The organism is Corynebacterium sp. HMSC065D07, assembly GCF_001810695.1.
Classification (GTDB): domain Bacteria; phylum Actinomycetota; class Actinomycetes; order Mycobacteriales; family Mycobacteriaceae; genus Corynebacterium; species Corynebacterium hesseae.
Genome location: NZ_KV802453.1, coordinates 119,235 through 146,208 on the forward strand (window position 1 = coordinate 119,235; position 26,974 = coordinate 146,208).

The 26,974-nt window shown below is 63.9% G+C and carries 24 protein-coding genes and 1 pseudogene; 7 read left to right on the plus strand and 18 right to left on the minus strand.

The features are described 5' to 3' along the window. Positions 1 to 40: 40 nt before the first annotated feature. The 6 genes from HMPREF2760_RS07745 to HMPREF2760_RS07770 form a co-directional block, all read right to left on the minus strand. Positions 41 to 778 (minus strand): ABC transporter permease, encoded by a 738-nt coding sequence (locus tag HMPREF2760_RS07745; RefSeq protein ID WP_070523826.1) that lies wholly within the window; start codon positions 776 to 778, stop codon positions 41 to 43. After that, positions 775 to 1,527, minus strand: coding sequence for an ABC transporter permease (locus HMPREF2760_RS07750; protein WP_070517740.1), 753 nt, complete (start codon positions 1,525 to 1,527; stop codon positions 775 to 777). Before HMPREF2760_RS07750 ends, HMPREF2760_RS07745 begins: the two co-directional genes overlap by 4 nt. Next, entirely contained in the window at positions 1,524 to 2,567 is a 1,044-nt protein-coding gene (locus tag HMPREF2760_RS07755) for an ABC transporter ATP-binding protein (RefSeq protein ID WP_070517741.1), read from the minus strand. The genes HMPREF2760_RS07750 and HMPREF2760_RS07755 overlap by 4 nt, the downstream gene beginning before the upstream one ends. Beyond that, positions 2,564 to 3,091 (minus strand): hypothetical protein, encoded by a 528-nt coding sequence (locus HMPREF2760_RS13070; RefSeq protein WP_232745441.1) that lies wholly within the window; start codon positions 3,089 to 3,091, stop codon positions 2,564 to 2,566. Before HMPREF2760_RS13070 ends, HMPREF2760_RS07755 begins: the two co-directional genes overlap by 4 nt. 166 nt (positions 3,092 to 3,257) lie before the next feature. Next, the gene (locus HMPREF2760_RS07765) at positions 3,258 to 5,504 is read right to left on the minus strand and encodes an ATP-binding cassette domain-containing protein (RefSeq protein ID WP_232745443.1); all 2,247 of its coding nucleotides are present in this window, start codon (positions 5,502 to 5,504) and stop codon (positions 3,258 to 3,260) included. Positions 5,505 to 5,611: 107 nt separating this feature from the next. Beyond that, positions 5,612 to 6,115: an ECF transporter S component gene (locus HMPREF2760_RS07770; protein WP_230307979.1), complete on the minus strand. Its 504-nt coding sequence runs from the start codon at positions 6,113 to 6,115 to the stop codon at positions 5,612 to 5,614. 627 nt (positions 6,116 to 6,742) lie between these two features. Between HMPREF2760_RS07770 and HMPREF2760_RS07775 the strand changes: the two are divergent. Beyond that, positions 6,743 to 7,129 (plus strand): annotated as a pseudogene (locus HMPREF2760_RS07775) (IS110 family transposase); the annotation flags it as partial. 2 nt (positions 7,130 to 7,131) lie between these two features. Here the strand turns inward: HMPREF2760_RS07775 and HMPREF2760_RS07780 are convergent. From HMPREF2760_RS07780 to glf, 3 genes are all read right to left on the minus strand, one after another. Further along, positions 7,132 to 7,740, minus strand: coding sequence for a three-helix bundle dimerization domain-containing protein (locus tag HMPREF2760_RS07780; RefSeq protein ID WP_046647606.1), 609 nt, complete (start codon positions 7,738 to 7,740; stop codon positions 7,132 to 7,134). A 50-nt stretch (positions 7,741 to 7,790) separates the two neighbouring features. Beyond that, positions 7,791 to 8,027: a hypothetical protein gene (locus HMPREF2760_RS07785; RefSeq protein WP_070597020.1), complete on the minus strand. Its 237-nt coding sequence runs from the start codon at positions 8,025 to 8,027 to the stop codon at positions 7,791 to 7,793. Positions 8,028 to 8,108: 81 nt separating this feature from the next. Further along, positions 8,109 to 9,305, minus strand: a complete 1,197-nt coding sequence (gene glf, locus HMPREF2760_RS07790) for a UDP-galactopyranose mutase (RefSeq protein WP_070597021.1) — start codon at positions 9,303 to 9,305, stop codon at positions 8,109 to 8,111. A gap of 168 nt (positions 9,306 to 9,473) precedes the next feature. Between glf and HMPREF2760_RS07795 the strand changes: the two genes are divergently transcribed. Next, positions 9,474 to 11,405, plus strand: coding sequence for an N-acetylmuramoyl-L-alanine amidase (locus tag HMPREF2760_RS07795; protein WP_070597022.1), 1,932 nt, complete (start codon positions 9,474 to 9,476; stop codon positions 11,403 to 11,405). Positions 11,406 to 11,503: 98 nt separating this feature from the next. On the opposite strand, the gene HMPREF2760_RS07800 is transcribed toward HMPREF2760_RS07795, so the two are convergent. The 7 genes from HMPREF2760_RS07800 to serS form a co-directional block, all read right to left on the minus strand. Next, positions 11,504 to 12,604 (minus strand): HNH endonuclease signature motif containing protein, encoded by a 1,101-nt coding sequence (locus HMPREF2760_RS07800; RefSeq protein WP_070597023.1) that lies wholly within the window; start codon positions 12,602 to 12,604, stop codon positions 11,504 to 11,506. Between the two features lie 45 nt (positions 12,605 to 12,649). After that, positions 12,650 to 13,495 carry a Cof-type HAD-IIB family hydrolase gene (locus tag HMPREF2760_RS07805; protein WP_070523840.1) on the minus strand — a complete coding sequence of 282 codons (846 nt, stop codon included), beginning with the start codon at positions 13,493 to 13,495 and terminating at the stop codon, positions 12,650 to 12,652. Between the two features lie 115 nt (positions 13,496 to 13,610). Further along, entirely contained in the window at positions 13,611 to 15,158 is a 1,548-nt protein-coding gene (glpK, locus tag HMPREF2760_RS07810; protein WP_070523843.1) for a glycerol kinase GlpK, read from the minus strand. Positions 15,159 to 15,182: 24 nt separating this feature from the next. Then, positions 15,183 to 15,920 carry an MIP/aquaporin family protein gene (locus tag HMPREF2760_RS07815; RefSeq protein ID WP_070597024.1) on the minus strand — a complete coding sequence of 246 codons (738 nt, stop codon included), beginning with the start codon at positions 15,918 to 15,920 and terminating at the stop codon, positions 15,183 to 15,185. A 74-nt stretch (positions 15,921 to 15,994) separates the two neighbouring features. Next, positions 15,995 to 17,719: a glycerol-3-phosphate dehydrogenase/oxidase gene (locus tag HMPREF2760_RS07820; RefSeq protein ID WP_070597025.1), complete on the minus strand. Its 1,725-nt coding sequence runs from the start codon at positions 17,717 to 17,719 to the stop codon at positions 15,995 to 15,997. A 331-nt stretch (positions 17,720 to 18,050) separates the two neighbouring features. Further along, positions 18,051 to 19,745, minus strand: coding sequence for a lysophospholipid acyltransferase family protein (locus tag HMPREF2760_RS07825; protein WP_070597026.1), 1,695 nt, complete (start codon positions 19,743 to 19,745; stop codon positions 18,051 to 18,053). Positions 19,746 to 19,839: 94 nt separating this feature from the next. Further along, entirely contained in the window at positions 19,840 to 21,102 is a 1,263-nt protein-coding gene (gene serS, locus HMPREF2760_RS07830; RefSeq protein ID WP_070563457.1) for a serine--tRNA ligase, read from the minus strand. A 57-nt stretch (positions 21,103 to 21,159) separates the two neighbouring features. On the opposite strand from serS, the gene HMPREF2760_RS07835 reads away from it, so the two are divergent. The 3 genes from HMPREF2760_RS07835 (at position 21,160) to HMPREF2760_RS07845 (ending at position 23,481) form a co-directional block, all read left to right on the plus strand. Then, positions 21,160 to 21,900, plus strand: coding sequence for a GntR family transcriptional regulator (locus HMPREF2760_RS07835; RefSeq protein WP_070523858.1), 741 nt, complete (start codon positions 21,160 to 21,162; stop codon positions 21,898 to 21,900). Positions 21,901 to 21,972: 72 nt separating this feature from the next. Further along, the gene (locus tag HMPREF2760_RS07840; protein ID WP_070523861.1) at positions 21,973 to 23,103 is read left to right on the plus strand and encodes a septum formation family protein; all 1,131 of its coding nucleotides are present in this window, start codon (positions 21,973 to 21,975) and stop codon (positions 23,101 to 23,103) included. Positions 23,104 to 23,133: 30 nt separating this feature from the next. Then, positions 23,134 to 23,481, plus strand: a complete 348-nt coding sequence (locus tag HMPREF2760_RS07845) for a metallopeptidase family protein (RefSeq protein ID WP_070531807.1) — start codon at positions 23,134 to 23,136, stop codon at positions 23,479 to 23,481. 23 nt (positions 23,482 to 23,504) lie between these two features. Here HMPREF2760_RS07845 and HMPREF2760_RS07850 read toward each other — a convergent pair whose 3' ends face one another. After that, complete coding sequence (locus HMPREF2760_RS07850; protein WP_070597027.1) at positions 23,505 to 24,152, minus strand: histidine phosphatase family protein; 648 nt, start codon at positions 24,150 to 24,152, stop codon at positions 23,505 to 23,507. 11 nt (positions 24,153 to 24,163) lie between these two features. Then, positions 24,164 to 25,069 (minus strand): prephenate dehydratase, encoded by a 906-nt coding sequence (pheA, locus tag HMPREF2760_RS07855; protein WP_070562208.1) that lies wholly within the window; start codon positions 25,067 to 25,069, stop codon positions 24,164 to 24,166. Between the two features lie 41 nt (positions 25,070 to 25,110). Between pheA and HMPREF2760_RS07860 the strand changes: the two genes are divergently transcribed. Further along, on the plus strand, positions 25,111 to 26,256 hold the full coding sequence (locus HMPREF2760_RS07860; RefSeq protein WP_070597028.1) for an amidase: 1,146 nt from the start codon (positions 25,111 to 25,113) through the stop codon (positions 26,254 to 26,256). Next, on the plus strand, positions 26,253 to 26,951 hold the full coding sequence (locus tag HMPREF2760_RS07865; protein WP_070597029.1) for a CPBP family intramembrane glutamic endopeptidase: 699 nt from the start codon (positions 26,253 to 26,255) through the stop codon (positions 26,949 to 26,951). The genes HMPREF2760_RS07860 and HMPREF2760_RS07865 overlap by 4 nt, the downstream gene beginning before the upstream one ends. Positions 26,952 to 26,974: the final 23 nt, after the last annotated feature.

The following is a 26,974-nucleotide window of genomic DNA, read 5'->3' on the forward strand; positions in this document are numbered from 1 at the left end:
ACGCGGCGGTTTCGGGTTAGATGCTCGGATTCGCGGGCCGTCATGCAGACTCCCCCGGCCTCGTTTTCACGGCGATGCCCCACGCCGCGAGCACGGCGATACCAAAGAACCAGGCCGCGCAGACCACCAGACCCGCAGCCCCGGTGCCGTTGACGGCCTCGCCGGCCGCGGATACGGGGGTGTGCCCGGCGATTCCGCGCAGGAGGGGACGGAAGTGGTCGGCGGGCATGAGCACCGTGTTGACGAACATCGCAACGATGATTAACGGGATGAGGGCCACGGAGCCCTGGGGGCTGGTGATGGAGAACGCGATGTACGTGCCGGTGCATGCGGCCGCCGCGGCAACCATCGCGCCGGTCACCGCGATCCTCCACCACCAGGACGCCTCAGGGGGGCTGTCGGAAAGCAAGGCGGCCACCGCCGCGACGACGACCGACATCGCCATGATCCGGATGAACTCAGCGATGATCCGTGCGACCGGCACGGCCGCGTACGGCGCCGGCATGGTGATCAACCGCTCGTGGAGGCCATTGCTGCGTTCAACGAACACAGTGGACGATCCCGTGATGGCCAAGATGAACGCCCACGTCGTCACGACCAGGATGACCGCGTTCGGGAGTTCGAACTCTCCGGTGAGCTGCCTGACCAGGCTACCGAACATGCGGTTGACGATGAACAGGTACACGAGCGGAGCAATGAACGTCATGAACCAGAAGTCGGGGCGCCGCAGCCAAATGTGGGCAATGCGCCGCAGATGCACGAAGATGGGGCCGATCATGATTCGCTCCTCGAGGTGAACCGGCGGATGAACAAGACGATTCCGGCGACCGCCGCGACACCGAGCCACAGGGCTGCCTCTTCCCCGGCACTATCCGGGAAGGCATCCGGGGACGCCGCCCTGATCACCTCGATGATCGGCGAAAACGGCATGTGACGTACGACGTCGCGCAGGGAGCCGTCCAAAGCGGTCGCCGGAATGAACGCGGTGGAGAACATGAGCAGCAGCATTTCCAGCGCCTGGATCGATGAGGCTGTCGACACCGGGGCGGGCACCATCAGGATCACCCCGTCCGTGACCAGGGACAGGACCGCGGCGGCGAGCAGTGACCACAGGACTGTCCACGCGACGTCACCAAGAGCCATGTCGAGACCGCAGGACCACGCGACGACCAGCAGCGCCGCGATCGACGCGGACATCCGCAGCACATCGGTGGCGAGCCTGCCGGCGACATAGCCGCCTGTGGCCCCGGGCAGCACGCGCACGCGGTCAACGAGCCCGGATTCGACGTCCTGTCCCACCGCCATCGCCGACGCCGCGGCGGTGAACATCGCCGCCTGGAACAGGCAGCCGCCGAGCACGAAACGCAGGTACCCGAAGCCGGATTGCCCTGCCGAGTACCCAAACACCGCGTACAGGCACAGCAGGAAGAGGGGAGGAACGACGAACATGGAGATCAGCGACGCGGTGTTGCGTCGCAACAGCAGCAGATCCCGACGGAGGAACGCCGCGACCGACGTCGCACTCATCGCGCCGCACCCCCTGCGTTCATCGATATGAATACCTCGTTGAGGGTGGGTGGCGACACGCTCAGCGAATCCGGCAACGCTTCCGAGGCCTCCATCGCCTGCGCCACCGCCTCGAGGACCTGCGGTCCGGGGTCGACGTCGAGGGACACCGACTTCCCCGCGACGCGGGCGCCGTCCAGGCACGTTCGTCCGAGGCAGCGGGCGAACGCCTCCGCCTCGGCGGTGGTGGCAAAGGACACGCGGAGCACGTGCGACCCGAAGTCGCGGCGCAATTCCTCCGGCGTTCCGCTGGCGACGATGCGGCGGTCCTTGAGCAGATGGACGTGGTCTGCCAGCGCCTCCGCCTCTTCCAGGTACTGGGTGGTCAGCACCAGGGTCATTCCGTCGTCCCGCAGTTGCCGGATGAAGCCCCACAGCTCTTCGCGGCTGACCGGGTCCAGCCCCGTCGTGGGTTCGTCGAGGAACAGCAGCCTGGGCACGACGCACAGCGACGCGGCGATGTCGAGACGGCGCCGCATGCCACCCGAATAGGCCGACGCCAACGTCGAAGCACTGTCTGCGAGCGAGAATTGCGCGAGCAGTTCCGTCGCGCGGGCGGCCGCGTCGGCGCGGTCGAGTCCGCGCAGCCGCCCGAAGAACTCCAGGTTCTCCCGGCCGGTGAGGTTCTCGTCGATCGCCGCGAATTGGCCGGTGGTGGCAATGTCGGCGCGCACGCCCGCCGGATCCTCTTTCACATCGCGCGAGAAGATGCTCACCTCGCCGGAGTCTGCGGTAATGAGCGTCGACAGGATTCGGATGAGGGTGGTCTTGCCTGCGCCGTTGTGGCCGAGGAACGACACGATCGACCCGGCGGGCACGGTGAAACTCACGCCGTCGAGCACATGCTTGCGCATCCGGGCGCCGCGCTTTCCCTTGCGCCCGCCGTCCGGCGGAGCACCTGCCCCGCCTTCGGGCGCGGTGCCGGCTTTGCCCGCAATCGGGTAGCTCTTCGTGAGGTCGCGGACGACGATCGCCGCACCCCGTTCAGCTTGATCTGTCATCGTTTCTCCTTTTCTTTGGTGTCGCAGTGGGCCGCTGCCGGCAGTGGCCCCGTGGTCGGGTTGTCATGCGGCGTTTCGATATGGATGCCCGCATCGCGGGCGAAGGCGAGGACCGGTTCGAGGAGCCGGGGGTGGCCGACGAGATCCCGGCACCCCGGCGCGACCGGCTTCCCCGCGACCGACGCAACGGTGGCGGCAGCAATCGCCGCGGTCATTTTGTAGGAACCTGGGCCGGTCGCCCGGACTACGGTCGTCTCGGCCGCCGGCCCCGCATCGCCCGCGCCGGCGTAGACGCAGCCCCAGAACGCCCGGATGAGCCCGCGGTTCTCCGAAACTTGGAAGATCACGCGATCGCCGGGGCCGATGCCGGCTTCAGCCAACCGAGTCGCAGCCGCCACCGCCTCCGCATGGACCCGGCCGTACGGGACGAGGACGTCCCGCCGATTCTCGACGAAGGTGATCCCCTTCTTCGTCTCATCGGCCTTGTCCCGAAGCACGTCGCTGATGGTCCGGATCGTGTTCACTGGTACCTCTTTCGGTTGCCGGCGCCATGCCGGTGCCGGGCGGACCGGGCCCGCATGGCGCGACCCGGAGGATGTGTCTGAAGGGTTGAAGCAACTGGGTGGGGCGCGTCTCCGTACAGGCTCGGAAACGCTCGCGGGCTCGGGGCCCGCCGGTTCCGGGTGCCCGTCAAGTCACTGCGGACACCAGGGCGGCAACGAAGGCCGCGGCGGACGCTGCGGCCGCGAAACCGTCACGCACTCGCCAGGGGTGATCGGTGCGGAAGGTACGCCGCGGATGGCGGCCGAAGTTGCGCATCGCCAGGGTCAGGGACAGCTTTTCGGCGCAGCGCACGGCGCTGACGAACAGGGGAAAGGCGATGCGCGCGGGCGTCGTCGCGCGAATGAAGCCGGAGCGGAAAGACTGCCCCGGTCGCATCGAGCGCAATCTAATCGCCCATGTCAGCTGGGGGATTTCGCTGCGCAGGAACGCCGCGATGCTCACCCCGGAAATCGCTATGGTGCACCATGTGTAGGGCACCCGGAGGCGTTGCACCATGGCGTCGAAAAGCTCCTCGACGCGCATACACGCGGAGACCAGGACCGTCCCCGCAAACACGGCCGTCAGTAGCAGTCCGTGATGGATGCCGTGGCGGACAGCCTCCGCTGGATCCCCACTGCCGTAGAACTCGGAGCGCCACCCGAGCAGGCCGAAGAACACCCCGATCAACAGGACGAGGAGGACCTTCCCCGCCGTCGCCCGAACGTCACGTTCCGCGATCGCAGCGAGTGCGAGGAACGCGACCCCCGTCAGAGCGAGAACGGCGTCTCCGCCGGAGAGCAGCCCGGCGACGAGGACGAGCATCACCGCCGCGACAATCGTGATGGCGTTCAACCCCGCGCGCCTTCGAGCGGCGGATCCACCGGTCCAGGGGCTTTCGTCCAAGGACGTCCGTGCGCCGGCCGCGGGCAGTGCGCGATCCCGCCGGGACGACTCCGGGGAAGCCGGCACGTCGGCTGCGGGACCGGACCAGGCGACCTTCCCTTCGGCGACGATGCTCGCCCGATCCGCCCACGTTCGCGCAGCACGGCGGTCGTGGCACGTGAACACAACGGTTCCGCCGGCCCCTGCGTATTCCGCTAGGGCATCCAGTACGATGCGCGAGCTCGGCGAATCCAGATGCGCCAACGGCTCGTCGAGAAGCAGCAAACGGCGATTGGCCGCCACCGCCAGGAAGATGCCCAACCGTCTTTTCTGTCCGCCCGACAGGACGAACGGCGAGACGGGGTCAAGTGCCCGGGGGCACAAGGCTTCCCGCAGTTTCCACAGCTCATCGGCGCCGAGTGGTCCGTGCGGGTCCGTGCCGGCCAGCGCGGAGTCGATTTCCGCGGCGACGGTCGCGCGGGTGAACTGGTGCTCGGGGTTCTGGAACGCCAACGACGCGAAGGCGTCGGGGACGCGCCGGGCGGACGCGCCGTCAATCCGGAGGTCCGCTCCCGCCTTCATCTGGCCCGACAGCACCGCCAGCAAGGTGGACTTACCGACTCCGTTGGCACCGACTAGGGCATGAATCTCGCCCCGTTCCAGTGTCAGATCGGCCCCGTTCAGGATCCGCTCCCTGCCCCGGGCCACATGGGCTCCGGTCAAGGCCAGCAGTGGAACGGCGTCCGCCTCCGATTCCGGATCGGCGCCATCCCCGGCTCCCCGGGGCCTTCGCCGCCGGTCCGGACTGAGACGGTCCGGTGCCCCCGTGCCCGGCGTACTGGCGTCCGGCGCTCCGGCGGTCGCGGCCGACGTCGCAATGCCCTTCACCGCGATACCCTCCGGCGCTCCGTGCGCGGCGACGCTCCCGTCCGCATCGAGGATTGTCACCGTGTCGACCCACCCGTCGAACGGACGGAGGTCGTGCTCGATGAGCAGGATGACGCGCCCCGGGGCCCGCAAATCACGGATGGCGGCGAACAGCGCCCGCCGACCGTCCTCGTCGACGTGGGCGGCGGGCTCGTCGAAGATCATGACCTCCGGCGCCCTGGCCACCGCACCAGCGATGGCCATCCGCTGGCGTTGCCCGCCCGACAAAGCCCACGGATCCTTCTCCGCGAGCTCTGACAGCCCGAGCTCCGATAGAGCCTCGGCTGATCGCTTGGCGACGATACCGGCTTCCACGAGGGAAAACTCGAGGGCCATGGCCACGTCATCGACGACTCGGAGCGTGAGCACCTGCGTCGCCGGGTCTTGCCCGACGAAGGTGACCCGGTCCCCGTCCACGGGGCGTTCGGTGCCGTCGGCATCGACGATGTGCACGAATCCGGCATGGTCGATGGGGATGTGCGAGGGAATCAGTCCAGCGATGAGGTGGGCCAGGCTTGTCTTTCCGCATCCCACGGGTCCCGTGATGGCGTTGATCGTGCCGAAATCGAAGGAGAGATCCACCATGTCGGGTGCCCATCGCCCATCGGCGTGCCGCACGCCCGCGCCCCTAACCCGTAACCGGGCCGGGGCCGTCCCGCGTGTCGCACCGGCGCACGCGGGTGCTCCGCCGGTCACCGGGTGACCCCGCGGCTGCGAAGCCCCTTTGCGACGGCAAAGCCCAGGACCAAAAACACCAAGCTCGAGGCCAAGGCTACGGCGAAGCTGATCAGGGTCATGGGCGTGGTCGGCGAGTCGACGCCAACTGCGCGCGGGGCCATCGTTCCCATCAGCGCGGAGAACAACATCGCCGACGCCACGAACTGGGTACGCGTCCACCGCCGGTACAGGGTGACCATGAATGGAAGCTCGATGAGCAATCCTTCCATGATCAGCGCCCCGATCGCGGCGACGCCGAACGGGGTGGTCGCCGCGGACACGACGCCCATGGCAAGGCACGCAATGAGGCTCGCGCCAGGCTTGCGGACGACGATGAGGGGAACGACGCACTGCAGGAACCACAACCCGAGCGTCGCCGCGACGAGATAAACGTGGGCGATGCCGGCGAACACCTGCAGGTAGGTCAGGGGCACGACGACGAGAGACCCCGCGACGCCGATCGCGGCGGCGACGAGCATATCGCGGGTGGATGGTCGGCCACCCGCTGCGACCGGTGCGACGTGTACCAACCGCCCGTCGTCCGTCTGCGACGCCACCGCGTCGCCGTCGCCCGTCCCGTCCGGGCCCGCGTCCCCGACTCCCCCTCCGGAGAGGGGTTCTCTGGTCGATCCACGTTTTCTGTTCATCGTCGCCGCCTCGCTTCCGTTGCCGATTCCCGATCGGAACATAACTTGAAACAGTATTAGGTTAGGCAATCCTTATCAACTTATGCCAGACTCGAATTATTGACTTTGCCCCCGCTTCCCCCCATTACGTTGTTAGCAGTTCCACCTCAGGGCACCGAAGATTCATAGCCTGTCCACCCGATTGGGCTGGTTATGTTTATTTCCGGTCCCTCCGTCTGAAAGGACAGTGGAACTAGTCGCTGGCTTCGGTATGGCTTGTTCCCGCCCCTGTCTGAAAATGATCCGGGGGTGATGCCGCCGAAGACAGTGACATCCTCAAACTGCTAATAGGAACCCGACCCAGCCCAGGTGGTATGAGGTCTCACAGTAATGTGGATGCCAGCGCAAGCATGTCCGACAACCCCAGCGATGAAGCTTAAATAGTCCAACTTCTCATTCATCGCTAGGAGGCATACACCCATGGCCTATGACTTCGTCATTGGCGTAGACGTCGGCAAATACTTCCACCACGCCTGCGTCCTCGATCCCCAAGGCAGGCAAGTCCTGTCCAAACGCATCAATCAGCATGAAGGCTCGCTACGCAAGCTCTTCGGCCAATTCCTCGCCGACAACGCCTCGGTCCTTGTTATTCCCAACAACATCGGCCGGTTGACCGTCGCAGTCGCCCAAGACATGGGGGCAGATGTTCGCCATCTACCAGGGCTTGCGATGCGGCAGCTCTCTCGCATCCACGTCGGCAACTCCAAGACCGATGTACGCGACGCCTACGTCATCGCCCATGCCGGTCTTAACCTTCCAGATTCCCTGCGCAGTGTCGACCGCGTTGAGGAAGTCTTTATCCAGCTGATTTAGGCCGTGACAGCGGCATCCTCCGAGATGGGCTCGATTCCCAGGCGGTTGAGCATGTAGAGCACGCGGGCGCCGAGGTCATCGGCCAGCTCGCGGGTCTCCTCCACGGTCTCGGCGGTGGCGATGTCCCAAATCTTGATGTCCTTGCCGGCCTCGTCGCGCGGGATCTCGCGGCCCAAGTACACGATGTAATCCGGGATGGTCACCAGACGCAGGTCCTCGAGGTAGCGGTCCGGGTGCTCCGCCATGCCGCGCTCTTGGAGCACGTGGGCCATGTGGGAGTCGGGGTCGTTTTCGGGGTGGGCTACGGCGGCGTCGACAAGCAGGGCCTCGCCGGCGTACTTCTTCGTCAGCGCTACGGCAGCCTGCGCCAGCGCGTGGTCAGCTCCTGCGGCGAAACGCACGTGGATGCGGTGGGTACCGAAGTGCTCGCGCACCTCGCGCTCCACCATCACAGGAATGAACTCTTCTAAAGTCGCACCAGCTTCGTGACGCTCAATGGTGGCGTCGAGAAAGGAATCAATCTCCTGCGCGGTGTATTCGTGGCCATAATCTGCGTGCAGGTCCTGGCGCAACGTATCGAAACGGCGGGCATTCGGGGAAGTCATCTCTAAACTCACTTTCTGTTCGCCTATTGTTAACCTGCTGTTAACTTTAATCAATCGTTGAGCGCCCGACAAGTTTTATGTGCGGCATCCCGGCCCCGTGCGCTGGCGAAACCTCCCAAAGAAAGGCCAAAGGCCCGCCGGGTGTTCCGGCAGGCCTTCCTGGATTGTTCCTTCTTCTTATCGGGAATGCGCGTTGCGCGACTGCGCAGCTTAAGGTGTTCCTCGAGCCGCTCCGGGGACATCTTCCACATGCTGCGGTCTGCGCGCTTCTTCTTGCGCTGAGCCATGCCGTCACCTCCTTCCATCGAGGTGTCTCAGCATAGCGCGCCACGCTGCACTATCGGGAGCAGCCGGGGCAGCGCCGCGGCTTAGTGGCCGCGCTCCTGCTCCAGGGCCTTGCCCTCATTCCAGAACGGGGCCAGCTTGTTGTCGAACATGCTCAGCGCGGACGCGATGGCCATGTGCATGTCCAGGTACTGGTAGGTGCCCAGGCGGCCGCCGAAGAGGACCTGGTTCTCGCGGGCCTCCGCGGCGGCGAGCTTGCGGTAGGCCTCCAGCTTGGAGCGGTCCTCCGGGGTGTTGATCGGGTAGTACGGCTCATCGCCCTTCTCGGCAAAGCGCGAGTACTCCTTCATAATCACCGTCTTGTCCTTGGGGTACTTATCGGCGCGCTCCGGGTGGAAGTGGCGGAACTCGTGGATGCGGGTGTAGTCCACGTCCGCATCGTTGTAGTTCATCACCGGGGTGCCCTGGAAGTCACCGGTCTCCAGCACCTCCAGGTCGAAGTCCAGCGTGCGCCAGCCCAGCTCACCCTCGGCGAAGTCGAAGTAGCGATCCAGTGGGCCGGTGTAGACCACCGGCGCGCTTGGCGACGCCCCCCGCACCTCCTCGCGCACGTCGAACCAGTCGGTGTTGAGACGGACGTCGATAAGCTCGTGCTCCGCCATCTTCTCCAGCCACGCGGCGTAGCCGTCGACGGGCAGGCCCTCGTAGGTGTCATTGAAGTAGCGGTTGTTGAAGGTATAGCGCACCGGAAGGCGCGTGATGTTGCCGGCCGGCAGCTCCTTCGGATCGGTCTGCCACTGCTTTGCGGTGTAATCGCGGATGAATGCCTCATAGAGCGGGCGGCCAATGAGCGCGATGGCCTTTTCCTCCAGGTTCTGCGCCTCATCCACGGCGAACTCGCCGGCCTGCTCCTTGATGAGCTCGCGCGCCTCGTCCGGGGAGTAGTAGCGACCGAAGAACTGGTTAATCAGGCCCAAGCCCATGGGGAACTGGTAGGCCGTGCCATCGTGCATGGCGAAGACGCGGTGCTGGTAGTCGGTGAAGTCGGTGAACTGGTTGCAGTACTCCCACACGCGCTTATTCGAAGTGTGGAAGAGGTGCGCGCCGTACTTGTGAACCTCGATGCCGGTCTCCGGCTCGGCCTCCGAGTAGGCGTTGCCGCCTAGGTGCTCGCGGCGCTCGACGATGAGCACCTTCTTGCCCAGCTGGGAGGCTGCGCGCTCGGCCACGGTCAGGCCAAAGAATCCAGATCCAACAACGATGAGGTCATATGCAGTCATGGCCACCAGCTTAAGGCAGCAACACGTGCAAACGGCGGGTGACACCCAAGCGAGGAAACTCGCGTGTCACACCTTCTTTCACTCCAATACCTGACGTAGCATCTGTCCCGTTAGTTAACTTTTTGCGCTTCTCTTAACCTTGTGGCGCCACCATCCTAGGGAGTAACAGTGCACCTCAAACGTCGTCTTGTTCCCGCGAAATCGACGTGGTCAACGCCGGTTATCGCCACGGTCACCTCGATCGCTGTGGTCGCTGCCGCAGCCGTGGGCGGCCAAACCCTCATCCAGACCCAGGAAGCGGGCAGCGGCCCCATCGAAGTGAGCTCGGCCTCCGAAACCTTCGGCTCTGGCGAAACGGTCGTCGTGGATGACCCGGCCATCGCAGCCCAGGGCGAGGGCGAAGGCCCGCGCGCCGTCAAGCAATTCCACCGCGATGAGACCTTCTCCTCCTTCGCCATCACGTGGAAGGGCACGCGCGATGTCGCGGCCTTCGTCCGCGCGAAGCAACCGGACGGGTCCTGGTCCGAGTGGTACGACATGGACTCGATGTCCTACAACAACGATGACCCCAACGCCACGAACGGCACCGAGCTCATCTTCGTGGGCGATACCAACGACGTGCAGGTCTCCATCAACAACGTGGACCTGGTGACCGGGTCGAACTTGGATGAAAAACTCACCGAGTCCCCCGTTGAGGACGCCGCGCTTGACGACGCCCCCTTCAACGTCGGCGACATCGCCCCCGTTGCCGAGACCGAAGAGCTTCCGGCCAACAGCGACGTCGAAGGCCTCGAGGCCGTTTTCATGGACGGCAACGCCCAAGAGGGCGAGAGCATTGAGCCGACCGCTGAGACCGATGGCATGCCGCGCGTGGTCTCCCGCGCCGGTTGGGGCGCCGACGAGAGCATCCGGTGCAAGGATGCCGACTATGACGACGGCGTGAAGGCTATCGCGCTGCACCACACCGCGGGTTCCAACAACTACACCCGCGCGCAAGCAGCCGCGCAGGTGCGCGCTGCTTACCAGTACCACGCCCAGAATTTAGGTTGGTGCGATATCGGATACAACGCGCTGGTGGATAAGTACGGCACCATCTACGAGGGCCGCTACGGCGGGCTCGCTAAAGCTGTGCAGGGTGCGCACATCGGCGGTTTTAACAAGAACACGTGGGGTATCTCCATGATCGGCAACTACGAGACTGCGCAGCCGACGGAAGCCCTCTTGGAATCTGTCACCGACCTTGCCGGCTGGAAGGGCGCCATTTCCGGTGTCGATCCGACCTCCCGCGTCTCCCTTCGCTCGGAGGGCTTCGGTGGTTCGCGCTACCCAGCAGGCGCTTCTGCCCCCGTCTATGGCCTCTTCGGCCACAGCGATGTGCACTACACCGCGTGCCCGGGGCAATACACCATTGCCCAATGGCCGAAGATCCGCGCGGCGGCGCACAAGAAGTACCTGGCCATCAAGTCGGGCGCGTCTGGTTCGACGTCGACGGACTGGGACAGCGAGGATACGACCACACCAGACACCCCTGACTCCACGCCGAGCACGGCTGCGCCGTCTGCCCCCGCACCGGCCCAGGAGGCAACATCCTCGCTGGGCGATACTGAAATCCCGATGAGCACCGTAACAGCACTGGTAGGCCTGGCCGGCACGCTCTTCGCCATCATGTATGCCCGCTCGGACCAGCAGATTGACACGGACCAGACCGTCAACGGGCTGCCGGTGGAGCAGATCCCGGGCATCGTGACCAAGGTGCTGTCCTTGAGCAAGAACGAGGGCTTGAAGGAAACGTGGACGGCGGTCCTTAACGCCTTCGGCCCAGCGCTGGGATTGGCTGTGGGCGGGCCGGATGAGTCGGCCGGCATCATCTACCAGCTCTTTCAGAACGGCATCGTCCTAGGCTCTGAGGACACTGGTACGCACGCACTCGTGGGACGCATCGCCAAGGAATGGGCTTCCGGCGACAACTCGGCGACGCTCGGCTTGCCGACGTCCAACGAAGTCCCCACCGGCCTCGGCAAGGAAGTCCGCGTGCAGTTCCAGGGCGGTTCCATTGTCTACAACCCGGAGACTGAACAGATTCAGGTCTTCACGAACTAATCCCAGACGCACCGTGTGCGCGTGCAGCTCTGTGGGATCGCCGATGTAGCGGGAGCCACCTGGTGGCTTCCGCTTCGGCACTTATCTGGGTTTGGGGTTTAGGTATCCGGCGGTACTGTGTCGAGTAGGTCCCCGTTGATCTGCTGCTTCAATGCTGCCTGTGCCGCTTGGTATGCCGGCTGCGAAGTAATCGGCTCCGCCCAGGGTGGTACATACCCCACCCCGCCCCGCAACCTAAAGACATAGCCGGCACCAGTCGGCTTATCCGGGTCATCATCATTGATGCCATTGTGATAAGCACACAACATCGTCAGATTCGGCGGATCCGTCGTCCCACCCGCCTGCCACGGCACTAAATGATGCACCTGGCAATAATCCGCCGGTTTATTACACCCCTCACGCGCACACGTCGGATGCTCTGCACTCGCCATAATCCGCTGCTCAAACCCCGCCAAACGCCGCACACGATGCAACCACACCGGCCCTATAGTCGGATGCACCAACGTCACATACCCAACCTCAGCAAACTTATAGGTCACAAACTCCCGACCAGTCATCCGCCCACCGTTGGTAAGCACGAGCTCAATATCATCGCCCTCACCCCGCACAATCTGGTCCAACTCATCCAACGTAACCACCACATTGGTCGCCACCGCAGGCTTCGAACCCCCATGCGCCTGGTTAAAGAACACCTGACCTGCCGCATCCAACAAATCAGCCGGATTAATCGACTCCAAAGTCCCACGCATCTCACTAATGCGCAACGGTGAATCAGTAATCGTCAACGAATGCGGACCCGACCCCCGATACGTCAACCGCACCCCAGGTTCGGGCACCCGCCGCGGCCGCAACTGCTTCAAGCGTTCCTTCGCTACCTTTGGGATTTGGTGTGCTGGAGTCCCTGCCAACCTGACACGCAGATTCCACGCATCCAATTCCTTTTTCACCTTGGCGGTATACGCCTCAATCAAACTCAATGAAGCCACATCATGACCTTGGGCAACCGCAGCCGCACGCGCTTGGCGCTGCTTGCCCGTAAAACGCGTCGACCCAAAATACACACGATGCAGCCCAGCTAACTCCACCGCATCAGCCAATGAAGCGCCACGCGCGCGTAAATCATCCACACTGCCTACCGCAAGCCCCACAAGATCCAACCCCGAACTGCGGTAGGAGAAATAAGTCTCCAAATCCCCCATGCGACAAAGACTAAAACACCACCACGCACCCCGCAACCGGAGATATCAGAACCAGCGCTCGAGGACCTTTGCCACACCTGCTTGATGGTGCGGCAGCGTCACTGCATCTGCAGCGGCCACGACATCCGGATGCGCATTCTCCATGGCAACACCGCACCCTGCCCACTCAAGCATCTCGATATCGTTGGGCATATCGCCAAAGGCGATGATGTCTTCGCGGGCGATACCGTGATGCTCAGCCAGCCACTTCACTCCGCGGCGCTTCGTCACGTTGGGGGCCGCAACCTCTAGAACGCCCTCGGACATCGAGTAGGTCACGTGAGCAAGCTCGGAATCAATGTGCGGCGCGATGAGTTCGTAGAGTTCCGGCGCCGAGAACGCGGTATTACGAATCAACAGCTTGACCGCCGGTCGAGACACCAACTCCCCCACGCTCACCAGCCCGAAGCCCTCAAAGAGCGCGTTCTCTGAATAGTGCGATTCCACCACGAAGAGTTCCTCAACCGGGTCCAAGACCGAGCCTCCCGCGCGCTCCGCCCCGAAGCCAACCCCGCCATGCGGTTCGAGCACCTTTGCAGCGACCTTCACGGTTTCAGCGAGGGCCTCAGGCGAAAGCTCGTGGGCGGAGAGAACGCGGTCCTCCGCCGAGTCATAAATCACCGCACCATTTGATGTCACGCAGACTGGGCGCACGGTCAGCTGCTCGAGCACGGGCATGATCCACCGGAAGGGGCGCCCAGTTGCCAGCGCAAACTCGCTGCCCGCGGCGACCGCACGGGCCACAGCTTCGCGGTTTCGCTTGGGCACCCGGTGGTTTCGGTCCAACAAAGTACCGTCGATATCGCTGATGATGAGGCGCGGAGCGTGGTCCGAGAATACTTCATTGGCCATAGCCCCGAGTCTACGTCAGGTTGAGACACACGACGGCACGGATAAGCGCCCAACGACGAAAGCGGCCGCCACGAGATTACTCGTCACGGCCGCGTCCTCGTGCGTCGTTCAGGTCTTAGGCAATCACGTCGTCATCGTCCACGTCTTCCCAGTTCAGGGAACGCTTGATGGCGCGCTTCCAATCGCGGTAGAGAGCCTCGACTTCTTCCTTTTCGCGTTGCGGCTTCCACACCTTGAAGTCACCCTGCTGGGAGCTCAGCACGCTGAGGTCATCCCAGAAGCCGGAGTCAAGGCCCGCGGCGAATGCAGCACCGGTGGCGGTGGTCTCCACGTTCTTCGGGCGGTGCACCTCCACGCCAAGCATGTCCGCTTGGAACTGCATGAGCAGCTCGTTCATCGTCATGCCGCCGTCGACGCGCAGCTCGGTGATCTCCACGCCGGAGTCCGCCACCATGGCATCGGCGACGTCGCGAGTCTGGTACGCCGTGGACTCGAGGACCGCGCGGGCCAGGTGTTTGCGGTTGGCAAAGCGGGTCAGGCCCACGATGACGCCGCGGGCATCCGGGCGCCAGTACGGGGCGAACAGACCAGAGAAGGCAGGAACGATGTAGACGCCACCGTTGTCCTTAACCTCACGGGCCATGTTCTCGATGGAGGCAGAGTTCGGGATGATCTGCAGGTTATCGCGCAGCCATTGCACCAAGGAACCGCCCATGGACACGGACCCTTCGAGCGCATAGACAGGGCGCTCGCCCTCGCGCTGGAAGCACACGGTGGTGAGCAGGCCGTTCTCGGAGAACTTCGGGGTAGTACCGGTGTTGAGCAGGAGGAACAGGCCGGTACCGTAGGTATTCTTGGCGGAACCCGGGCGGAAGCAGCCCTGGCCGAACATGGCGGCCTGCTGGTCACCTAAAATGGCGCGAATCGGCACGCCGGCCAGCGAGCCGCGCTCGCGCACGGTTCGGAAGTCACCCAGGGACGGGCGGATCTCCGGGAGCATGGACGTCGGGATACCCATCTCCTTGCACAGTTCCTCATCCCACTCGAGCTTCTCGATGTCCATGAGCAAGGTGCGCGAGGCATTGGTGACGTCGGTGGCGTGCAGGGCCTCCTGGCCGTTGTCACCGTCGGCACCACCGGTGAGGTTCCACAGCAGCCAGGTATCGATGGTGCCGAAGAGCAGCTCGCCCTTTTCAGCGCGCTCGCGCGCACCCTCGACGTTATCGAGGATCCACTTCACCTTCGGACCGGCCGGGTAAGAGTTGATGATGAGGCCGGTGCGGCGGCGCCACTTGTCCGCGCCCTCGTCGCCGGCGAGCTCCTTACAAATCTCGGTGGTGCGGGTGTCCTGCCAGACAATGGCGTTGTATACCGGCTTGCCCGTGTTCTTGTCCCACACAACGGTGGTCTCACGCTGGTTAGTAATACCGAGGGCGGCGATGTCTTCGACATTGATGTCGCCGTTGGCCAAAGCCTCACCCACCGCGCGGCGGGTGTTGCTCCAGATTTCCTCCGGGTCATGCTCGACCCAGCCCTTCTCCGGGAAGATCTGCTCGTGCTCGAGCTGGCCGACGGACACCTGTTCGCCGTCGTGGTTGAAAATAATGCAGCGGGTAGACGTGGTTCCCTGATCAATTGCTGCAACGTAGCTCTTGGTAGACATTGTTTTCTCCTTGTCGGGGTTGGTTTAAAGAACCATGGACAACAGGCCAACGGCGACGGCCGCCAGCATCGGTGCAACTATCGGGACCCATGCATAGCCCCAGTTGGCGTCTCCCTTGTCCTTAATGGGAAGGACGAAGGCGTACATGATGCGGGGGCCAAGGTCACGGACCGGGTTAATCGCGTAGCCGGTGGCGGTGCCGAGGGACAGACCAATAGAGACGATGACGAAGGCAACACCGAAGTAGCTCAGCGGCCCCAGCTCTCCTCCGGTTGGGCCGAAGGCGATGAACATGAGCAGCACGCAGGTAGCGATGAACTCGGTAACCGCGTTCCACCCGTTATTCGGGTGCGCGGGCTTGGTAAAGAAGATGCCCCCGGTGTTCTTGTTGGCGCCGGTGACGTTGCCGGCTTCGTCGAGGTTGTTGGCGTCGAAAAGCTGCTTAAAGGTGGCCCAGGCAAGGAATGCACCAAGCATGGCGCCGAGAATCTGCCCCAGCAGGTAGTAGGGAACGAGGCCCCACTCGAGGGAACCGTTCACGGCCAGCATGATGGTGACCGCCGGGTTGAGGTGGCCACCGGTGGGGTCGGCAACACTAGCGCCGATGAACACCGCGAGGCCCCAGCCCATAGCGATGACGATCCAATCCGAACCGCGTGCGCCCGAGGTTCGAAGGTTAACAACGGCGCACACGCCGTTACCGAGCAGGAGCAGCAGCGCAGTGCCGATGAACTCCCACAGGAATGCATCCATTCCGGTCATTAGATGTCCTTTCTTATCTGCCTAGGCCAAGGGCCCAGCGAGGGATATCCACCGCTCGCTGGGCCCCGTGACTTTTAGGCTTCTTCCTTGGTGGCTCGTGCGCTGCCTGCGCGCTCGAGGATGTCGTTTGCCTCACGGTCGGTCAGCGCTGCCTCTGCGGCGAGCTCTGCCTCGGTGTGCTTGGTGAAGTGGGAGACTTCGCGCTCAATATCGGCCTGATCCCAGCCCAGCAGCGGGGCGACGAATTCAGCGATCGGCTGTGCAGCGGCGACGCCGCGGTCGGCGAACTCGATGGCCACGCGCAAGCGGCGGGAGACGATGTCGTCGATATGCAGTGCACCCTCGTGGGTCACGGCGTAGCGCACCTCTGCCCAGATGTAGCTCTCAGCGCCCGGAACCGACTCGAGCAGCGTGGCATCGTCGGCAGCCGGGGCGAGCACCTCGCCGATCAGCGAGCCATAGCGGCCGAGCAGGTGCTCGATGCGGTCCTCGCTGAGGTTATAGCGGCGGGCCAGGGCAGGAATCTGGTTGGCCAGCGCGTGGTAGCCGTCTGCGCCCAGGATCGGGGTGCGTTCGGTGACGGACTCGGACACCTTCGTGCCCAGCTCCTTGGCAGCCAGGTCCACGGCATCCTTGCCGATGACACGGTAAGTGGTGTACTTGCCGCCGGCGACGGAGACCATGCCCGGTGCCACGCGGGCCACAGCGTGGTTGCGGGAGAGGTTGGTGGTGGAATCTGACTTGCCGGACAGCAGCGGGCGCAGGCCGGAGTACACGCCGACGATGTCATCACGGGTGATCTTGTTGCGCACGCGCTGGTTGACCTCGTCGAGGATGTAGTCGATATCCGCCTTCGTCGGCGCCGGATCCGGCAAGGAAAGGCCCTTCTCCCAATCGGTATCGGTGGTACCGATGATCCAGTACTCACCCCACGGGATGACGAAGAGCACGGACTTCTCGGTGACGAAGCACAGCGCGGCATCGGCGTCGAGGGCATCCTTCGGGACCACAATGTGCACGCCCTTGGAGGCGTGAACGGTGAACTTACCCTCAGCGCCCGCCATCTCCTGAATCTTGTCGTTCCACACGCCGGTCGCGTTGATGAAGGCCTTGCCCTTCACGGTGGTTTCGCGGCCGGTTTCCAGGTCACGGACCTTCGCGGCGGTGATGCGGCCACGGCCGTCCTTCTCAAAGCCAATCACTTCAGTACCGGTGCGCACGCTCGCGCCGTATTCAGCGGCGGTGCGCAGGACGGTCATGGTGTGGCGGGCGTCGTCGACAAGCGTGTCGTAGTAGCGCACGCCACCGACGACGGCGTCCTCCTTGAGGCCCGGGGTCACCTTCAGCACGCCCTTGCGGGTGAGGTGCTTCTGCATCGGAACGCTCTTGGCGCCGCCCATGAGGTCATAAAGGGTAAAGCCGCCAAACATCATGACGCGCTCCCAGCCGCGGTGGGTCAGCGGGAAGATGAACTTCAGCGGCTTCACCAGGTGCGGTGCGAGGGTGGACATGTTGAGCTCGCGCTCCTTGAGGGACTCCGCCACCAGGCGGAAATCAAACATGGCCAGGTAGCGCAGGCCACCGTGGAACATCTTGGAGGAGCGCGACGAGGTGCCAGCGGCGAAGTCGCGGGCCTCGAGCACAGCCGTCTTCAGGCCACGAGTGGCCGCATCCACGGCGGCGCCGGCGCCTACGGAACCTCCGCCGATGATGACGACGTCATAGTCCTCGGTGGAGTAGTCGTTCCAGGTCTTTTCAAAATACTCAGGGTTGAAGCTTGTAATACTCGTCGTGGTCATTGTTGACTGAGTCTCCTCTCTCGCTGCACGGCGTCAGAAAGTCCTGTCCAGTTGACGGATTGCGCAGCATAATGTGCTCATCCACCACGAGCGCCCTGCTCACCGATGCCTCGGCTACCTGCCCGAGAGGCGGATGAGGAAGAAGTTTTCTCCCAAAGCCAATGCTATATATCACCTGGATTTCTCTCCGGAGACGCTACTCACACGTAGGTTCCGGTGGCGTAAGCTGGCGTTTTTAAGGCATTCCATAGGTGAACAAAATAAAATAACACCCCCTTGCGGGGGTGTTTGCGGACTTTTGCAACCCTCGGCACACCGAGGATGTTAACGCCTATTCCTTCTCACGCTGCAGGCGTGCCATCGCCTCCAGCACCTCAGCAATGCCATAACGCTCCGAGGAATACGTCACCGCACGGGCAGCCTTAATCACCTCAATGGGGGCAGTCTCCAGCGCCACCATATGCACAGCGACGCCTTCCCCACCCTCCGCAAAGGTCTCATCCCCTGGCTCGTTGGCAAAGAACAAGAGATCCTTGGGCTCGGCGCCGATCTTCTTCACCACGGCTGCCAATCCCTCCGCCGGCGAAGCCGCGGTCACCACCGCGCCACCGGGAGCATCGTTGAACTGCACCCCTTCGGCCCCGTCCGCGCAGGCAATGCGCCAGCAGGTTTGGGGGAGATCCCCAAAAGCCGCAGCGTCCAGCACCTCGCCCTGCGGCGAAATCACGATCACTTCCTCAACCTGCGGGTGCAGTTGTACAAGCGCCTCCTGGAGCCGCTTCGAAATCTCGCCGTTCTCCATGCTCAACGCACTCTGATCCGCCGCAATCACCCGCGGCGCTTCAGAGTATTCAGCCTTCACCCGGTGCGGCAGGCGGGAAACGATGATGCGCGATTGCGTCGCCGCAGACAGCAAGCCCTGCTCCACCACGGATCCGGCGAAAATCTCCTTGCCGCTCGCCGTCATCGAGGCCTGGGCTTCCATCACGTCGGATTTCAGTTGCGCCATGACCTCCGTAACCTTGTCGCGGCCTTCCCCGACGCCGCGCATGGCCTCTTCGACCACCGAATTGAGGTTCTCCTTGATCCACTCGAGGGTTTCCGGCGCAGTACGCGGGCGATTCTTCTCTGCGGCGTCGGCTCCAGCTTCTGCAGTACCGGTTTCCTCGTTACTGCCCGGCTTCATCAGTGCCATCCGATCCCGCATGAGCTCCACGGTGGCCTCAGAGACGCGGTCCTTAAGGCTTGTCAGATCATCGCGCAGCCGACGCACGCGGTAGCGCTCGGACTCCACCTCAGAGTCCTTTGCCTCTGCCTCCTCCAACGTCGGGGCGCCGCCGCCCTTGCGTGCCGGCACCCAGAACTCGCCGGCCGGCATCGGGCCAAACTCCGCTTCATAGTCGGCCCACAGGCCCTCCAGGGCCTCCTGCATCCGGCGGCGCACCTCAGCGATGTCCGCGTCAAAGTCACCCGTCGTGTAATAAGGCTCCAAGGCCTTAATCAGCACAGGCGTCTTCGTGCGGCCCAGGTGCTTCTTCTGCCCCTTCGTCCACAGGCGCTGGGAGCCAAAGATAACCTGCGGAATAATCGGCACACCCGCGCCATGAGCAATCCGCGCCGCGCCATTGCGCATGCTGCGAATCTCAAAGCTGCGGGAGATCGTTCCTTCCGCGAACACCCCAACGAGCTCCCCGCTCTTGGCCAGCTCAATGCCCTTCACAATCGACGCCCCACCATCGATGCGGTCCACCGGCACATGGCCCATCAGCCGAAAAAGTTGTCCTGCCACCGGTGTCTTAAAGATAGAAGCCTTAGCCAGGTAGCGCACCAAGCGGCGCTTGCGATACGCCAGGAAAGCCCCAAAGAGAAAATCCATGTAGCCGGTGTGATTGCACACGATGACGGCCCCGCCCTTATCCGGGATATTCTCCTCCCCGGACAAGCGCATCTTGAGCCCCTGAGCAATAGTCACCCCGCGCCCGATGTGCGTGATCTGCCGGTAGAGGAAGTTAGCCACAGCGCTCATAGTGCTCCAAATGCTTAAGACCTCGCCGCCGGCGGAAGGAAGCAAGGAGGGGACAAAAGTAAGCGGCGCGCGAGCCGCCGCGCGCCGCGTTCTTCTAGGAGTTTACGGGGTACAGAACGTCCTTGCCCACGAATGGGCGCAGTGCCTCCGGAACCACGACGGAGCCGTCCGCCTGCTGGTGGTTCTCCAGAATGGCCACGAGCCAGCGGGTGGTAGCCAGGGTGCCGTTGAGCGTAGCGGCGTACTGGGTCTTGCCGTTCTCATCGCGGTAGCGCGTGGACAGGCGGCGGGCCTGGAAGGTGGTGCAGTTCGAGGTCGAGGTGAGCTCGCGGTAGGTCTCCTGAGTCGGCACCCACGCCTCGTTATCAAACTTGCGCGCCGCGGAGGAGCCCAGGTCCCCACCCGCAATATCGATGGTGCGGTAGGGAAGCTCCATCGCCGCAAGCATGTCCTTTTCCATCTTCAGGAGTTTTTGGTGCATCTCCTCGGCGTCTTCCGGCTTGCAGTAGACAAACATCTCCAGCTTGTCGAACTGGTGCACGCGCAGGATTCCGCGGGTGTCCTTGCCGTGAGAACCCGCCTCGCGGCGGAAGCAGGAGGACCAGCCCGCATACTGCAGCGGCCCCTTCGACAGGTCGATGATTTCTTCCTTGTGGTAGCCGGCCAGAGCCACCTCGGAGGTACCAACCAGGTAGAGATCATCCGCCGGCAGGTAGTAGATCTCATCCGAGTGCTGGCCCAGGAAGCCGGTGCCTTGCATGACGTCCGGGCGCACGAGCACCGGCGGGATCATGAGCTGGAAACCGGCCTCGCGGGCCTTCTGCGCAGCCAACATCAGCATGCCCAGCTGCAGGAAGGCTCCATCGCCGGTGAGGTAGTAGAAACGTGCGCCACCGACTTTGGCGCCCCGCTTGACGTCGATAAGCCCCAGCGTTTCACCCAATTCCAGGTGATCCTTCGGTTCGAAGTCGAACTGCGGCTTCTCGCCGACCTCCTCGAGCACGATGAAGTCATCCTCACCGCCCGCCGGGGCACCCTCCACCACGTTGGAGAGCTGGTACTGCAGCTCCGTCACCTTGGCCTCGGCTGCGGCCGCTTCCTCGCCGGCCGCCTTGACCTTCTCCTTCAGCTCGTTGGAGCCCTCCAGCAGCGCGGGGCGCTCCTCCGGGGAGGCCTGGCCAATCTTCTTGCCAAAGGCCTTCTGCTCCGAGCGCAGCTGGTCTGCCTTCACAATGGCCGCGCGGCGCTGTTCATCGGCGGAGAGCAGCTGGTCCACCAAAGCGGGGTCCTCCCCACGGGTTACCTGGGAGGCGCGGACGACATCGGGATTTTCGCGAAGAAACTTGAGATCAATCACGCCGGACAGTTTAGCGCACGGCCACACCTTTGCGCTGGTAATAACCAGCGGATTATCATGGATAACATGGCACCTCACATCATTACCGACGGCCCCGTGCCCAAGCACGCTCAGCTGCGGGATATTCTTTCCGAGCTCTGCCGAACCACTCTCAAACCCGGTGACATCCTTCCGGGCGAGCGCATCCTCGAGGAAACTTACGGCGTTTCCCGCATCACCGTGCGCCGCGCCATCGGTGACCTAGTAGCTGAAGGCCGCCTGCGCCGCGTGCGAGGAAAAGGCACCTTCGTGGCCCCCAACCCTCTGGTCTCCCGGCTTCATTTGGCCTCCTTTTCTGATGAGATGGGCTATCAGAAAGTACAGGCCTCCTCGCGCATCCTGCTGGGTGAACGCAGCGCCGCCCCCGGTGAAGTCTGCGCCTTTTTCGGTACGGAAGCCTCTGTTTCCCATACCCACCTGCGGCGCCTGCGCTTGGGCGATGGCGAGCCTTATTCCATCGACGATGGCTGGTATAACTCTGCCTTCGCGCCCACGCTGCTGGAAAATGACATCTACAACTCCGTCTACTCGATTTTGGATAACACCTTCAAGGTCCCCATCACCGAGGCCGAACAAACCGTCACCGCCGTGGCAGCTGAGGAGGACATCGCCGAGCTTCTCGACGTCTCACCGGGCACCCCGCTCCTGCACATCACCCGCCTCGCCCGCTCCGGGGACCGCCCGGTTGAATGGTGTTCCTCGGTCTACCGCACCGACCGCTACCGGCTCACAACACACGTCTCCCGCTCGCGCATCTAGTGATTCTCCCGCCGCCTTAGCCTTGGGCGGGCTAGAAGCCTGAGCCGTTGAGGGGGTAGTATGAAGAGTTCTATGAGCACTTCATCTGCGTGGCGCTCCGCCTCCGCCATCCGCGTCGTCCTCGTTGCTGCCGTGGCCGCGGCCGTCTTCTTGGCGTTCTACGGTCTCTTCAGTGGCGGGCCAACTGGCACCGATTCGGCCGCACATGACTCCGCTTCCCCCAGCGCCGACGGTAGCCAGGCCGCTGATTCCTCCGAAGGCGAAGCCGCATCCTTCACCACCGCCTCCGCGGGCTCGTGTGTGACGTGGGATATCGCCCCGGACGGCACTGCCACAGGTTTTGAGCAGACCAGCTGCGATAAACCGCACCGCTTCGAGGTCTCCGCCCGAGAGGATCTCAGCGCCTACCCCACCAGCGAGTTCGGCCCCAACGCCAAGCGCCCAGACGTCACGCGGCAAAACGCCCTGCGCGACGAGCTATGCGAGGCCCCCACGGTGAGCTACCTCAACGGCAAATGGGATCCCAACGGACGCTACGACATTGCTTCCATCCTTCCGCCGGCCGGTTCCTGGGATCAGGGTGACCGCACCCTCCTGTGCGGCCTGCAGACTACCGACGCCAACGGCGTACCGCAGGAGTCCACGGGCAAGGTCAGCGAGGTGGACCAGGCGATCGTCGCCAAGCCCGGCGAATGCCGCAAGGTGGATGACAAACAGGTAGTCAGCACCGTGCCGTGCCAGGAACCGCACCAGATGGAGACCGTGTCCGTCATCAGCCTGGCAGAGAAGTTCCCCGATGCTTACCCCAGCGATGAAGAGATGGATAAATTCCTCTCCGAAACGTGTACCCAGAACGCCATGGATTACCTGGGCGGCGAGGAGAATCTCTACCAATCCACGCTGCAGCCTTTCTGGGGCGCGATGAGCCGCGAATCGTGGGAGGGAGGCTCCCGTTCGGTGAATTGCTCGCTGATCCACATCAAGGACGGCCACTTCTCCGAGATCACCGGCTCTGCCACGGGCGGCCGTGATGCCCTGAGCATCAATGGCGCCCCGCCCACGGAGCAGCCGAAGCGCAACCCATTGCGCGACCCGAATGCCCAGCCAGCCGAGCAGAACTCCCAGCAGGGCAGCGAGAATGCCCAGCCGGCCGGGCAGAACGCCGATCCCGCCGCGCCTGAAGCCGTGGCACCGGCCCAATAAACCCCCGTCCGCTCAACAGGGAGTAAGCACATGTACGAGGTCAGCGAGGAACGCTTCGAGGAATTAGTCGGCGAGGCCCTGGACAAGATCCCGGATCGCTTCGTCGATCAGATGCGCAACCTGGTCATCCTCGTCGAAGAAGAGCACCCGGATAGCCCCAACCTACTTGGGCTTTACGAGGGCGTGATGCTCACCCACCGCACGGCCTCACACACCGGCCACCTGCCAGACACCATCTCGATCTACCGGCAGCCTTTGCAGGCGATAAGCAACTCGGAAGAAGAGCTCGCCCACGAAGTCATGGTGACTGTCTTCCACGAGGTCGGGCACTACTTTGGTTTCGAGGAGGACCGTCTCCACGAGCTCGGCTGGGGGTAGGTACCTACCGTGGCCGCAATGAACTAAACTTCGGTATCCGCCCAGCGCCTCAGCACCCACTGGCCAAAGGGCTGGCCCTGCGGCTCCATGAGGGTGAAGCGGCAGTTGGGCATGTACCCGGTGTAGGCAAAATCGGGGTCCACGCCGCAGGCGTGCGTCGTCACCACACGAATGGCGGCGCCGTGGCTGACGACGATGATGTCTTCATCATCCTCCAGCTCAGCAGCGAGATCCTCCAGCACAGGCTGGTAGCGCCCTAACACGTCCACGTAGCTTTCACCGCCCGGCATTCGGGCTTCCGGGTCGCCGTCGACCCAGCCGCGCAACGCCACCATGTACTCGCGGTGGGTATCCTCGCTGCCGCTCATCTCGTGTTCGCCGGCAAAGACCTCGTGAAGGCCCACGCGAACCTCCACCGGAACGCTGCGCTCATCGGCTGCCTCGCCGTATGTGCGGGCGGCCAGCATCGCCGTCTGCTGGGCGCGCAGGGCAATAGAACACACAAATCGCACGCGGCGGCCTGCGCACAGCTCAGCCAATTCGCGGCCGACATCTTCCGCCTGGCCGCGGCCGCGCTCGGTGAGCTCGGCGCCCGGCGGGCGGGTATCCATGATGCGGTCAATATTGGAATAGGTCTGGCCGTGGCGCAGGAGGATGATTCTTCCGGTCATGCTTCACCACACTATTGACCGGTGCGCGCCTGCGCTACCCAGTCATCGGCCTCTTTCAGCCGCGCCAAATCCCGTGGGCCCTCCCCGAGTTTTACCGCGGAAGGCCAGGAGCCGACAAAAACGACGTTCTCCGCGCGCAACCACAGCGCCCGCAAAGCCTCCGCCACCGGTTGGTCCTCGATGTGCCCGATGAGGTCGGCGTGGAAGCGATAGTTACCGAAGACGGTGCGCAGCGGTCGGGATTCGATGCGGGAAAGATCCACCCCGCGGTGCGCGAATTCTTGGAGGGCGCCGACGAGGGAGCCAGGCTCGTTGGGCAGGGTGAAGATGACCGACGTCCTGTCGTTGCCGGTCCGCTCGGTCGGTTTTCCGGCCGGCCCCACCAGGACGAAGCGGGTCGTGGCCCCGGCAACGTCCGCGACATTCTCCGCAATCGAGTCCAGCCCGAAGACCTCCGCTGCCCGGGCAGGGGCGGCCGCGACATCCACCTCCCCGCGCGCCACGGCCTGCGCCGCCGCGCCATTCGACGCCGCCGGGACATACTCCACGTCCGGCAGGTTCTGCTCCAACCAACCGCGTACCTGCTGGTAGGCCACAGGATGCGTGGAGAAAGTTGTGCGGCTGGAACTGCCGGGGCGCACCAGAATGGAGAAGGACACCGGCAGGTCCACCTCGCGGTAGATCTGGACCCGGGAGCCGTCGGCAAGCGCGTCAAAAGTAGCCGTGACGGGTCCGTCCACGGAGTTCTCAATGGCCACGCAGGCATAGTCCGCCGCGCCCGAGCGCACCGCCGCCAGCGCCTCGGCCGGCGAGCTCACCGGAAGGCCCTCGGGGGAATCAAAGTCAGCGGCGAAATGCTGCATCGCCGCTTCCGTAAAGGTTCCGGCGGGCCCAAGGAATGCGATGGTGGTGCTCATGACAGCAACTTTATCCCACTCAACTACTAGACTGAGCCGCCATGGAGAGAACCGAGTTCACACTGGACAAGCTGCGCGAGGATCTAGCGGGCCTGAGCCCTGCCGAGCACGGCTTCACGTATCTCGATCTCGAGCGCCGGCCCCAGGCACACGGGCGCTTGAGCGGGTGGATTCTCTCGGTCAAGGATCTCAACGACGTCGCCGGCATGCCCACCACGCTCGGCCATGCCGAGCGTGCCTACGTGGCGGAGGAGACTGATCCTTTTGTGCAGGAGCTTATCGACGCCGGCGCGCGAGTCGTCGGCAAGTCCGCCGCACCCGAGCTGGGCCTGCGTGTGGACACCGAACCTGTCGGCCTGCCCCACCCGGATAATCCTCTCTATCCCGGCCATACGCCGGGCGGTTCCTCCGGCGGGGCAGCGGTCCAGGTGGCGCGAGGATTACTGCGCGCCGCGCATGCTTCCGATGGCGGCGGTTCCATCCGCGTTCCGGCCGCTGCCTGCGGCGTCGTCGGGTTTAAGCCCGGCGGCGAGGACCTCTCGGTGCAGGGGTTCATCACGCGCAGCATCGCCGATACCGCCGCGCTGCATGGCCTTCGTCCGCGTGCCCGGCGCGCCCGCATTGGCGTGCTGACGGATCCCCTTTTCGCTCAAGCCGAGGTGGCCCCGCACATGCTGCGTGCGGTCGCGGAGGCCACCGCCTCCTTTGAAGGCGCCGGCTTCGAAACCGTCGCCATCTCTGCCTACCCTCAAGCTGCCCGCACCTTTGAGGCCTTCCAGCACATCTTCACCCGGAGATTGGCGGGCCTCGACTTTGCGGAGGGCTACGCGGAGTGGATTCGCGCGAAGGGCCGCCGCGTCACGGATTCCGAATTCGCCGCGGCCCGCGCCCATGCCGCTCAGCTGCCGGAGATGCTGGCCCAGGAATGGGACGTGGATGCCATTTTGAGTCCCATGCTGGCTTTCGATCCGCCGCGGCGCGGGCATTTCCTGGCGCTGGATCACCAGGCCAACTTCGATGAGCAAACGCGGTGGTCACCGTGGGGCTCGCTGTTCAACGTGGCGCAGCTGCCTGCCATCTGCGTGCCGTGGCCGGTGCGCGATCACCCGCCGGTGGGCGTGCACTTAGGGTCAATCACGCTTGACGAGTCCTCCCTCCTCGGCCTCGCCCAGGTGCTTCACCCATGAGCGCGCGCTCCCGCTTGTACGCGGAGATCCTCATCGTCCTCACCATCACGTTTGGTATCTCGGGTGTACGCGCCGCATTGCGCCTGACCGATTCCCTGCTCAACCCGGCGCCGCTCAACGAGCAATCGGTAACCATCAACGCTTCGCAGTCAGCGACTACGTTGCTCGACCTCGCCTTCCAGCTGTGCAGTGCCGCGGTGCTCTTCGCGTGGGGAGCGCTTGCTCTGTACTTGATTTCCTCTCCACCCCGCCCGCAGCGGCGGGATGGCCTGCATGGCGCGGCGTTGGCGGCGGTAATCGGTCTGCCGGGTCTGGCGCTGTATTACATAGCGCTGCACTTCGGCTGGACCAAGGAGGTCGTCCCGGGAGCTTTCGATACGTGGATTGAGATTCCCGTGCTGCTCATCAAGTCCTTTGCTAATGCCTGGGCGGAGGAGCTCGTGGTGGTGTATTGGCTCATGACCAGGCTTAAGCAGTCTGGGTGGGCCCTGCCCGCAACGCTGGCGGCTTCCTCCATCCTGCGCGGCTCTTATCACCTTTACCAGGGTGTTTCCGCGGGCTTCGGCAATATCATCATGGGCGTGGTCTATGGCTGGTACTTCCACCGCACGGGCAAGGTGTGGCCGTTGGTCATCGCGCACTTTCTTATCGACGCCATCGCTTTCGTCGGCTACGCCCTCCTCTTCGGCGCTTAAGCAAGAGCTATCGACAAGCCACA